Here is a 10,834-nt window from a genome sequence, read left to right as displayed (position 1 = left end):
GCGGCCCGTCGCGTCGAGCTGCTCCGCCGGCACCTGGTTGGCGACGACCCCGAGCACCTGGGCGTGGCTCGCGCGCGCGGCGTCGACGGCGAGGGTGGCCGCCGTCACGACGTCGTCGAGCCGGCGCTCCGCCGCCGGCACGACGAGGACCATGCCCGAGCCGAGGTTCGCGGCGATGCGGGCATTGGCGGAGAACTCCGTCGGCGCCGCGACGTCGCTGAAGTCGGTGCCCACGACGAGGACCGTGTCGAGGTCGCGAGCCACCTCGTGGAAGCGGTCGACGATCGTCGACATGGCCCGCTCGGGGTCGTGGTGGAGCTCCTCGTAGGTCACCCCCGACACCGAGGCGGCGGTCCGGCCGCCCGGGAGCGCCGTCCGCTCCTCCGGCAGGAGGGACAGCAGCGTGTCGGCGAGGACGTCGGCCCGGCCCGGGGAGACGGGGCGGAAGATCCCGACCCGGCCGGCGCGACGCGCCAGGGCGTGGAGGAGGCCGACGGCCAGCGCCGACTTGCCCGACCTCGCCTCCGTCCCCGCGAGGTAGATGCTGGCGACCGCGCTCTGCGCTCCGGAGGCCATGGTCAGTCGCTCCCCCAGGTCCACGCGCTGATGTCGGGCAGGTCCTCCAGGTGCTCGCGGATGTAGTCGTGGTGCTCGGCGAGGCGCTGGTCGCAGTAGTCCTCCAGCTCGTCCCAGCCGCTGACCCGGCGGCCGGCCCGGCGCAGCACCTCCTTGACGAGGTGGAAGCGGCTCATCCTGTTGAGGACGACCATGTCGAACGGCGTCGTCGTCGTGCCCTGCTCGCTGAACCCGCGGACGTGGAACCGGCCGGGGTTCGTCCGCCCGTGGATGAGCTGGTGGACGGCCCGCGGATAGCCGTGGAAGGCGAAGACGACGTGGGTGCTCGCCGTGAACATCTCATCGAACTGGCTGTCGGCGAAGCCGTGCGGGTGGTCGTTCTCCGGTAGCAGGGCCATGAGGTCGACGACGTTGACGAACCGGACCTTGAGCTCCGGCAGCCGCTCGCGGAGCAGCTCGGCCGCGGCGAGCGCCTCCTGCGTCGGCACGTCGCCGGCGCAGGCGAGGACGATGTCCGGCGTCTCGCCGACCGGACCGTTGCTCGCCCACTCCCACACCCCCGCCCCCGCGGCGCAGTGCTCGTTCGCCTCGTCGAGGGTGAGGTACTGCAGGTGCTTCTGCTTGTCGACGACGACGACGTTGACGTGGTCCTTGCTCCGCAGGCAGTGGTCGGTGATCGACAGCGTCGTGTTCGCGTCCGGTGGCAGCCACACCCGGACGACCTGGGGCGAGAGGGGCATGAGGGCGTCGATGAGTCCCGGCCCCTGGTGGGAGAAGCCGTTGTGGTCGTTGCGCCAGCACGTGGAGGTCAGCAGGATGTTGAGCGAGGAGACGCTCGCCCGCCACGGGAGGGTCTGCGCGTGCTGCAGCCACTTCGTGTGCTGCACGGCCATCGACGCCGACACCATGGCGAACGCCTCGTAGCTCGCCCAGAAGCCGTGCCGTCCGGAGAGCAGGTAGCCCTCGAGCCAGCCCTGGGTGAGGTGCTCGGACAGCACCTCCATGACGCGGCCGTCCGGCCCGATCTTGCTGTCCCACGGCTCACCGTGCTCCATGAAGCACCGCTCGGTGACCTCGAAGACGTCCTGGAGCCGGTTGCTCGCCGTCTCGTCGGGGCAGAACAGGCGGAAGGTGCCGCCGCCGTCCGGCGTCGTCGTCGCCGCGTACACGTCGCGCATGAGCGCTCCGGAGGACTTGGTGTTCTCGAACCACACCGTGCCCCGCCTGCCGCCCAGGTCCACCTCGTATGCGGGGAGCCCGGGGAGCGGGAGGTCGGTCCGCAGCCGCCCGCCGTTGGCATACGGCGTGGCCGACATCCGCTTGTCGCCGTCGGGGCTCAGCGCCCGGAGGTCGGGGACGAGCCGGCCCTCGGCGTCGAACAGCTCCTCGGGGTGGTAGGAGCGCATCCACTCCTCGAGCATCCGCAGGTGCTCGGGATTCTCCTTGACGCCGGAGAGGGGCACCTGGTGGGCGAGGTTGGTCCCCTCGATCTTGCGACCGTCGACCTCCTTGGGGCCGGTCCATCCCTTGGGGGTCCGCAGGATGATGGCCGGCCAGGAGCGCCGGCCTGGCGTCGTCGGGCCGGCGACGGCCCGGGCCTCCTCCTGGAGGGCGACGATCCGCTCGTGCGCCGCGCTGAGCGCGGCGTAGAACGCGGGGAACACCTCGGTCGGGTCGTCACCCTCGACGACGACGGGATCCCACCCCTGGGACCGCAGGTAGGCGAGGTTGTCCTCGTCGTCGTCGCGGCCCATGACCGTCGGCCCCGCGATCTTGTAGCCGTTGAGGTGGAGGATCGGGAGGACGGCCCCGTCGCGGCGGGGGTTGAGATATGTGGGCAGCCGCCACGACGCCGACAGCGGCCCGGTCTCGGCCTCGCCGTCGCCGACGACGCAGGCGACGACGAGGTTCGGGTGGTCGAACGCTGCGCCGGCGGCGTGGACGAGCGCGTAGCCGAGCTCGCCGCCCTCGTGGATGCTGCCGGGGGTCTGGACCGAGACGTGGCTCGGGATGCCGCCGGGGCTGGAGAACTGGCGGAAGAGGCGCAGGACACCCTCCTCGTCCGTGCCGATCCGCGGGTAGACCTCGTGGTAGGTGCCCTCGAGCCATGCCGACGCGACGAGCGCCGGGCCACCGTGGCCGGGCCCGGTGACGTAGAGCCAGTCGCTGTCGGTCTCCTTGATCCGGCGGTTGACGAGGGCGTAGATCATCGACAGGCCGGGGCTGGTCCCCCAGTGCCCGAGGAGCCGCGGCTTGATGTCGCCGGGCGTGAGCGGCCGGCGCAGCAGCGGGTTGGACTGGAGGTAGATCTGGCCGACCGTGAGGTAGTTGGCCGCCGCCCACCACCGCAGGTCGTCGCGGAGAGCGTGCTCGTCGTACGGGGTCGTCATCTCGGTGCAGCCCTTTCGAGGGGTCGGTGACGCTGGGTCGCCCTGGATACTACGCTGTGTAGTAATTCGGGAATGGACGGTCCGCCGCCTGGACCACCCAAGCAGAATCCCGGGTCAGTGCGCGAGACGTGACTCGAACAGTGAGCGAACGGCCGGGGTCCTCCGGAGAAGGTCGAGCGCGTATGCCGCGTGCCCGGGCGTGTACCCGTTGCCGACGAGCATCCGCACGTCGGCCGCGAGGCCCTCCGCGCCGAGGGCCGCGGCGGCGAAGCTCGTCGCCATCGAGAAGAAGACGATCGTGCCGCGGTCGGCGGTCGACAGGATCGCCGGCTGCTCGCACCCCGGCACGTCGACGCACACGACAGTGATGTCTGCGGGCCCTCCGGCGGCCGCGACCGCTTCCGAGAGGCCGAGGGGCGATCGCGCGTCGGCGACGACGACGCGGTCCGCGAGGCCGGTGCCCTCGAGGAGGGCCGCCTCGGCGGAGTGGGGCACCACGGCGATGCGGCGACCCGAGCCCTGGTCGGCCGCCGCAGCGAGGGACAGCGAGCCGGACTTGCCCGCTCCGCCGAGGACGAGGACCGACGGCGCACGTCCGCGAGTCGCATACTCCTGCACGACCCGGGCCACGAGCGCGGGCGCGCCGCAGACGTCCATGACCATGAGGGACAGCTCCGGCGGGAGGTCGCCCGGGAGGGGCGCGGCGATGGACCGGCCGAAGAGGATGGCATACCCCTCGGCGGGGACGCGCTCGGAGAGGCCGTCCCACCGGGCGAGGCCGTCGTCGAGGTGCAGCGGGGTGAGGGAGAGCGAGACGAGGGTGGCGACGCGGTCGCCGACGGACAGGCCGAGGGGTGACGCGGGCCCGACCTCGTCGACGGTGCCGATGAGCATGCCACCGGAGCCGGTCACGGGGTTCTGGAGCTTGCCCCGCTCCTGGACGATCGCGAGCACGTCGGCCCGGAGGGCGGAGCCGTCGACGAGTCCACCGGGGGCGCGGTGCTTCTCGGCGAGCTGCCGGTAGGAGGCCGCGTCGAGGTTGAGCGTCTCCACGGCGATGCGGACCTCGTCGGGCCACAGCTCCCGGCGCGTGTCGAGGCGCCGTGCCGCCTGCGGGAGGGCGGCGCCCACCGGTTCGAGCACCCGGTGGATGCCGACGGGCGAGGACGGCGTCGTCGGAGCGGCGGACACCTCATCCGTTGTCACAGGATCTCCCGTCTCTCTCATCTTGGCCGCAGATCCTTCGGTCTGTAACGGAGAATAACGGAAGGTGTTGCGTACACTCGGAGAGTATGAGCATCGTGGAGCAGCCGTACTCCTACCGTCGCCGTCCGCTCGTCGAGCCCGACTGGCGTCGGCTGCCGGGCTGGGCCGGCGTGAGCGCGCAGGAATGGTCGAGCGCGCAGTGGCAGCGGGCCCACTGCGTCAAGACGGTCCGGCAGCTCCATGACGTCATGGGCGACCTGCTCACCGAGGGGTTCTACGTCGACCTCGAGCGCGACCAGGCGGAGCGGGCGACGATGTCCATGCTCCTGCCGCCGCAGATGCTGAGCACGATGGTCCCGGCGGTCGACGGACCGATGCCCTCCGCCGGCGCGGCATACACCCGGGCCTTCTATGCCGACCCGGTGCGCCGCTACATGCTCCCGGTCTTCTCCGACCGCCGCAGCGACTGGCCCTCCCACCCGTATGCGACGCGCGACAGTCTCCACGAGCACGACATGTGGGCCGTCGAGGGACTCACGCACCGGTACCCGACGAAGGTCCTCGCCGAGCTCGTCTCGACGTGCCCGCAGTACTGCGGCCACTGCACCCGGATGGACCTCGTCGGCACCTCGACGCCCCAGGTGGCCAAGCTCCGGTTCGGGCTGAAGCCCGTGGACCGGCAGACCGGGATCCTCGACTACCTCCGCCGCACCCCGCAGGTCCGGGACGTCGTCGTCTCCGGCGGTGACGTCGCGAACCTGCCGTGGCACAGCCTCGAGGCCTTCCTCATGCGGCTCCTGGAGATCGACTCGATCCGCGACGTCCGGCTCGCGACGAAGGCGCTCATGGGGATGCCGCAGCACTGGCTCTCCCCCGACGTCGTCGAGGGCGTCGGCCGGGTCGCGACGGTCGCCCGCGAGCGGGGCGTCAACCTCGCCATCCATACCCACATCAACTCCGTCCTCTCCGTCACGCCCGCCGTCGCCGCCGCCGCGAAGGCGATGCTCGACGCCGGTGTCGGAGCCGTCCGCAACCAGGGCGTCCTCCTCGCGGGCGTCAACGACTCCCCCGAGGCGCTCCTCGACCTGTGCTTCGCCCTCCAGGACGAGGCGATGATCCAGCCGTACTACTTCTACATGTGCGACATGATCCCGTTCAGCGAGCACTGGCGTGTCTCCCTCGCCCACGCCCAGCACCTCCAGCACGCCATCATGGGCTACCTCCCGGGGTTCGCGACGCCACGGGTCGTCTGCGACGTGCCCTTCGTCGGGAAGCGGTGGGTCCACCAGGTCGACTCCTACGACCGCGAGCTCGGCATCTCCTCCTGGCGCAAGAACTACCGCACCTCGCTCGAGGCCGACGACGGCGACGCGCTGACCCGCGACCACGTCTACTACGACCCGATCCACACGCTGCCCGAGACCGGCCAGCGATGGTGGCAGGAGCACGCCGATGCGGCGGCCCTCGTCACCCCGGCCCCGCTGGCGCACCTCCACCCGATCGGCGCCTGAGCACCACCCGTTACCTCGTCTCACCGCCACCTCTCCTGGCGGTCTGCCACCCGATCGGGGCCTGAGCACCGCCTCTCCTGACGGCCTGCCACCCGATCGGGGCCCGTGCACCACCCCAGCCGACTCGCTCATCCAGCCGACCTGGCGCTCTGGCACCCGATCGGGGCCTGTGCACCATCCCACTCGGCCACTCACGACCGACGGACACCCAGAGCACTCCAGCACCGACGATGCCCCCATGTCCCGAGCACGAGCCAGCGCCGACTCGGGACGCATTGGGTGTCCGTCGGTCGGATCGACCTCCCGGATCCCTGGACCCGAGCCCCCGGCCTGGCGGTCTGGCACCCGATCGGGGCCTGAGCACCATCTCTCCTGGGGCTCTGCCACCCAATCGGGGCGTGAGCACCACCCTGTCCTGGCGCTCCGCAGAGGTACCCCATCCTGTAGCTAGGATGCCGATCATTTTCCGGCACAGTGGAGCTCAGCCACGTCGTGGTCCTGGCTGTTGTCCTGCTCTTGCTCGGTCTGACCGTCAGGGCGATGGTCTTGACCGTCCGATGGCCAGGCTGGTCCACAGCAACGAAGATCTACTGGGTCGCCGGCCTGGTGGTTCTCCCGTTCGTCGCGCTGGTGCCGTGGTACTTGACGTGGCGCAGTCGTCGGTCGGGTTCGGAGCCGATCACGACGTAGGGGGTTACGTTCGGCCCGGCCCGTGAGCCTGAGGACACGGGCCGGGCCGAAACGCGCAGCCCAGACATCGAACTGGGACTCGTCGGTTCAACCGTGGGGCATCCCACGACATCGCGAGACCCCAGCGAACGTCTTCGCGTCGTGCTGGTCGTGCCGTGGTGCTCGGTCCATCACCCCGCGACGATAGCCCGCTCGGGAAGCGCCCTCGGGCCGTCGTCGGTGTGTGGCGGCGATACGCTGCGGACGTTCCCATGGCACGGCAAGGAAGGGTCAGGCGTGGACGCGGTCCGGCCGGACGAGCACGACGACACCGTCGCCGCCGTCCGAGCGGCTCGCACCCGCGGTGCGCCGCTATATGCTCCCGGTCTTCTCCGCCTGAGCACCACCCCGCCCCTCGCCTCGTCGCCCACAGACTGGCCGAACCAGACGACCTCCTGGCGCTTCACCAAGGTGGTCCTTCGTTCACCGAGGGCCACGACACCCGCGACTTGGCAGAGGCGCAGGCGTTCCTCGCCCGCCTGGGGTAGAGCCGGCGGGCGCGTGAGCTCAGCCTGTCGGCGGCAAACCCGAATAACTTCCGAAGGACTTCGGGTCGGGCGAGTCCTAACGTCGAGCGGGTTATGGAACACGACTCGGTTGCACCCGCCGGTCCCGAGCAGGCGGTGAGCCTGCCCGCGGATCGGTCATTCGTGCTGCAGCTGCGCCCCGGCTCCGGCGTCGACCCCGGAGGGCGGTGGGTCGGCGGGTGGAGCACGTCGTGAGCGGCGACGCCGCGCACTTCGCCGACTGCACCGGCCTGCGCGAGTTCATCGCGCGGACTCTGCGCATACGGGCGAGCGGACCACGCGAGCGCCACGAGGAACCCGAGTGAGCGATCGCCACCAGAAGGAGCACATCATGCCCGACCGTTCCATTCCCAGCCACCCGACGCGTGAAGCTGTCTCGCCCAGGCGACAGCGGTCCCGGCTGGTCGCCGCATCCACGGCAGTCGCATTGCCTGCCGCGCTGCTGGTCGCGCTGGCACCGGCCGCGCACGCATCCACGGCACCGTTCGACCCGGGCACGGTGTTCATGGCCGACTCCGGCAACAACCGGGTGATGGAGCTGCCGGCCGGCAGCGTGTCACCGACCACGTTCGGGGCCACCGGGCTTAAGTTCCCGTACGGGTTGGCGGTGGACGCGGCCGGGGACGTGTTCATCGCCGACACCGACAACAACCGGGTGGTGGAAGTACCGGCCAACGGAGAGCCACAGACCACGGTCGGGCACGACCTGATCAACCCACAGGCGGTGGCGGTGGACGCGGCCGGGGACGTGTTCATCGCCGACACCCAGAACGCCCGGGTGGTGGAGGTGCAGCCGGGCGGGACACAGTCCACGGTCAGCACCGAACCGATCAACCTGGTCTACCCGACCGGGGTGGCGGTGGACGCGGCCGGGGACGTGTTCATCGCCGACGCCGACGAGAACCAGGTGGTGGAGGTGCCGGCCGGCGGCGGGTCGCCGACCACCGTCGACACCGGGACGTACGAGCTGGCGAGCCCGTTCGGGGTGTCCGTGGACGCGTCCGGTCACGTGTTCATCGCCGACCTTGGCAACGACCAGGTGGTGGAGGTGCCGGCCGGCGGCGGGACGCCGACCACGGTCGCCTCCGGATTGAGCTCCCCGCCCGCGGTGGCGGTGGACGCGTACGGGGACGTGTTCATCGCCGACCTTGGCAACGACCGGGTGGTGGAGGTGCAGCCCGGCGGGCACCAGACCACGGTCGACACCGGGCTGTTGGCCCCGTGGGGGGTGGCGGTGTATGCGCCGCCGCCGGTATTCACCGCGGACACCCCACCGGACACCGCGACGGTGGGTGCGGCGTACTCCTACACGTATGCTGCGTCGGCGCCGACGGGTGAACCACCAGCGGCCTTCCGGGTCGCGTCCGGGACCCTGCCGCCCGGGCTGACCCTGGACACTGTTACCGGGGTGCTGTCCGGGACACCGACCACCGCCGGGACCTACACGTTCACGGTGCAGACGCAGAACGCCGCCCAAGCCACCATCGGGCCGCCCACCACGATCACCGTGGCGCTGGGCGACACGACCCCGCCGATGTCGACGGTGCGGGCCGGTCACGGAAAGATTCCGAGGCATGTGCCGACGGTCACGGTGAATGGCCGGGCGACATTCCAGAACACCTCCGGAGTCGCCGTCGGCACGCTGACACACCTGCAGTGCTGGGACAGCCACGGGATCACGCTGACCCTGAACGCCACCGACACCGGCTCCGGCGTCGCGTCGCTGAGCTACTCGGCCACCGGCGCCCAACCGATCGCTTCCACCACGGCGAGCAGGCTGCCGGTGAAGCTGAGCGTCTCCACCAACGGGTCGACCACCGTCGACTACCACGCCACCGACAAGGCCGGGAACGTCGAGCCGGCGCAGCAGCAGAGCGTGCTGGTGACCGGTGCCCTGTCCTGCACCGCACCCACACCGGCCTTCACCATCCCCCGCCATGGCACCGCCACCATCAGCGGGACGGTCACCCTCAATGGCCACCGGCTCCCCTACCACGTCACGTTCAAGTACTGAGCCGTTGACCGGGCGTGCCCTCCGTCGGCCCCGGTGGATCGCCGGGGCCGACGGCGCGCCCGGCTTCGTGATGGCCCATGAGGGGACCTCGAGTGCTGCTCAGCTCAAGAACCACGGTGTCTACCGGGCCCCAGCTGTGATCGGAGACGACCTCCGCATCTGGCACCTTCGCGTCGTGCTGGTCGTGCCGTGGTGCTCGGTCCATCACCCCGGGACGATTGCCCGCTCGGGAAGCGCCCTCGGGCCGTCGTCGGTGTGGCGGCGATACGCTGCGGACGTTCCCCATCGCACGGCAAGGAAGGGTCAGGCGTGGACGCGGTCCGGCCGGACGAGCACGACGACCCCGTCGCCGCCGTCCGAGCGGCTCGCACCCGCGGTGCGATGCTCAGCCTGCCGACATCGGGGACCTCCGGTCCGACGGCCCGCCGGGTCCTCCGGTCGACCGAATCCTGGTGGGTGACCTTCGATGCGTACTCCGACCTGACCGGCGTTTCAGAGGGGGTGCGGGTGTGGGTGCCCGGTCCCTCGACGTCGACGATGGTGCTCTTCGCCCGCGTCCATGCGGCGGTATGCGATGCCCGCCTCGTCGCCTCCCCCGCCGACGCGACCCATGCCTGCCTCACCCCGGCCCGGCTCGCTCGCGACGCGGGCGCGCTCCCCCGCGGCACGGTCGTCACCGTCGCCGGAGCGAGCCTGTCCCCGGCCGCATGGATGGCTGCCGCGCGGCACGGCCTGGAGCTGCGGCACTACTACGGAGCGGCGGAGCTGAGCTTCGTCGCGGCCGGCACGACGGGCGAGGACCTGCGCGCCTTCCCGGGCGTCGAGATCGACATCCGGCCCACGGACGCGGCCCACCCGACGCGGTCCGAGGATCACGCGGACGAGCTTCCCGACGGCGAGAGGGCGACCACCGGGGAGATCTGGGTTCGCTCGGCCTGGGTATGCGACGGGTACGACGGGCCGCCCGGCTCCCTCCGTCGCGATCCGCACGGCTGGGCGACCGTCGGCGATCTCGGCGCCCTCCGAGGCGACGGGGTGCTCACCGTCCACGGCCGCCCCGACACCGTGACGACGGGCGGCGCGACGGTCCTGCTCGCCGACGTCGAGGCAGCCCTCGTCCCCCGGGCGGGGGGCCCGATCGCGGTGCACGGCATACCGCATCCGACCCTCGGCGAGGTCGTCGCCGTCGCCCTGACGGATGCGCGCGACCGGGAGAGCCTCGAGCCGTATGCCCGGGCACACCTCTCCGCGGCGCAGCGACCGCGGGTCTGGCGCGTCGTGCCCGAGCTGCCGCTCACGGCGGCCGGGAAGGTGGACCGGGCCCGGCTCGCGAGGGATGCCGCGCGGTGAGCGACGTCGTCGTCGTGGCCGCACGGCGGACGCCGGTCGGCACGGCGGGCCGGGGGCTCGCCTCGATCACGGCCGCCGACCTCGCCGCGCCCGTCATCCGGGCCGTCGCCGACGAGGTCGGTCGCGTCCCCGCCGAGGTCGTCCTCGGCAACTGCATGGGTCCCGGAGGTGACGTCGCCCGCGTCGCGACGCTCGCGGCGGGACTCCCCGTCGGCATACCCGCTCTCACCGTCGACCGGCAGTGCGCGAGCGGGCTCGCCGCCGTCGAGGTCGGAGCCCGGATGGTCGCGGCGGACCGGTGGCCCGTGCTGGCCGGCGGCACCGAGAGCGCCTCGACGGCGCCGTGGCGCTACTGGCCCCCGACGGGCGACCGCGGACCGATCCGCTACGAGCGGGCGCCCTTCGCGCCGGAGCCGCACGACCCCGACATGGGTCTCGCCGCCGACCTCCTCGCGCAGGAGCGCCGGGTCTCCCGCGAACGCCAGGACGCGTATGCGGCGCGCTCGCACGCGCTGGCGGCCGCCGCGCAGG

7 protein-coding genes are annotated in these 10,834 nt (G+C 71.8%); 4 read left to right on the top strand and 3 right to left on the bottom strand.

Going from position 1 to position 10,834, the window contains the following annotated elements; translation table 11 throughout:
* The 3 genes from BN12_RS17295 to kdd form a co-directional block, all read right to left on the bottom strand.
* Positions 1 to 576 (bottom strand): AAA family ATPase (locus BN12_RS17295; protein WP_157635735.1); only part of this gene is annotated, 576 nt, incomplete at its 3' end.
* 2 nt (positions 577 to 578) lie between these two features.
* Entirely contained in the window at positions 579 to 2,966 is a 2,388-nt protein-coding gene (locus tag BN12_RS17290; RefSeq protein WP_048554406.1) for a phosphoketolase family protein, read from the bottom strand.
* 114 nt (positions 2,967 to 3,080) lie between these two features.
* On the bottom strand, positions 3,081 to 4,172 hold the full coding sequence (gene kdd / locus BN12_RS17285) for an L-erythro-3,5-diaminohexanoate dehydrogenase (RefSeq protein WP_235432449.1): 1,092 nt from the start codon (positions 4,170 to 4,172) through the stop codon (positions 3,081 to 3,083).
* 86 nt (positions 4,173 to 4,258) lie between these two features.
* Between kdd and BN12_RS17280 the strand changes: the two genes are divergently transcribed.
* From BN12_RS17280 to BN12_RS17260, 4 genes are all read left to right on the top strand, one after another.
* Positions 4,259 to 5,683, top strand: coding sequence for a KamA family radical SAM protein (locus BN12_RS17280; RefSeq protein WP_048554402.1), 1,425 nt, complete (start codon positions 4,259 to 4,261; stop codon positions 5,681 to 5,683).
* Between the two features lie 1,557 nt (positions 5,684 to 7,240).
* Entirely contained in the window at positions 7,241 to 8,953 is a 1,713-nt protein-coding gene (locus tag BN12_RS17270; protein ID WP_083454730.1) for an OmpL47-type beta-barrel domain-containing protein, read from the top strand.
* Positions 8,954 to 9,262: 309 nt separating this feature from the next.
* Complete coding sequence (locus BN12_RS17265) at positions 9,263 to 10,303, top strand: AMP-binding enzyme (RefSeq protein WP_048554398.1); 1,041 nt, start codon at positions 9,263 to 9,265, stop codon at positions 10,301 to 10,303.
* The coding region (locus tag BN12_RS17260; protein WP_456093705.1) for a thiolase family protein at positions 10,300 to 10,834 on the top strand (535 nt) is incomplete at its 3' end. The genes BN12_RS17265 and BN12_RS17260, both read left to right, overlap by 4 nt.

The sequence above is a fragment of the Nostocoides japonicum T1-X7 genome (assembly GCF_001046855.1).
In the GTDB taxonomy this organism is placed as follows: Bacteria; Actinomycetota; Actinomycetes; order Actinomycetales; family Dermatophilaceae; genus Nostocoides; species Nostocoides japonicum.
This window is presented reverse-complemented; position numbering and strand designations above follow the sequence as displayed.

What these genes read in the sequence shown, in the direction of transcription:
- BN12_RS17290 (WP_048554406.1), bottom strand. Translation starts at nt 2,966, where the DNA reads ATGACGACCCCGTACGACGAGCACGCTCTCCGCGACGACCTGCGGTGG.
- BN12_RS17280 (WP_048554402.1), top strand. Translation starts at nt 4,259, where the DNA reads ATGAGCATCGTGGAGCAGCCGTACTCCTACCGTCGCCGTCCGCTCGTC.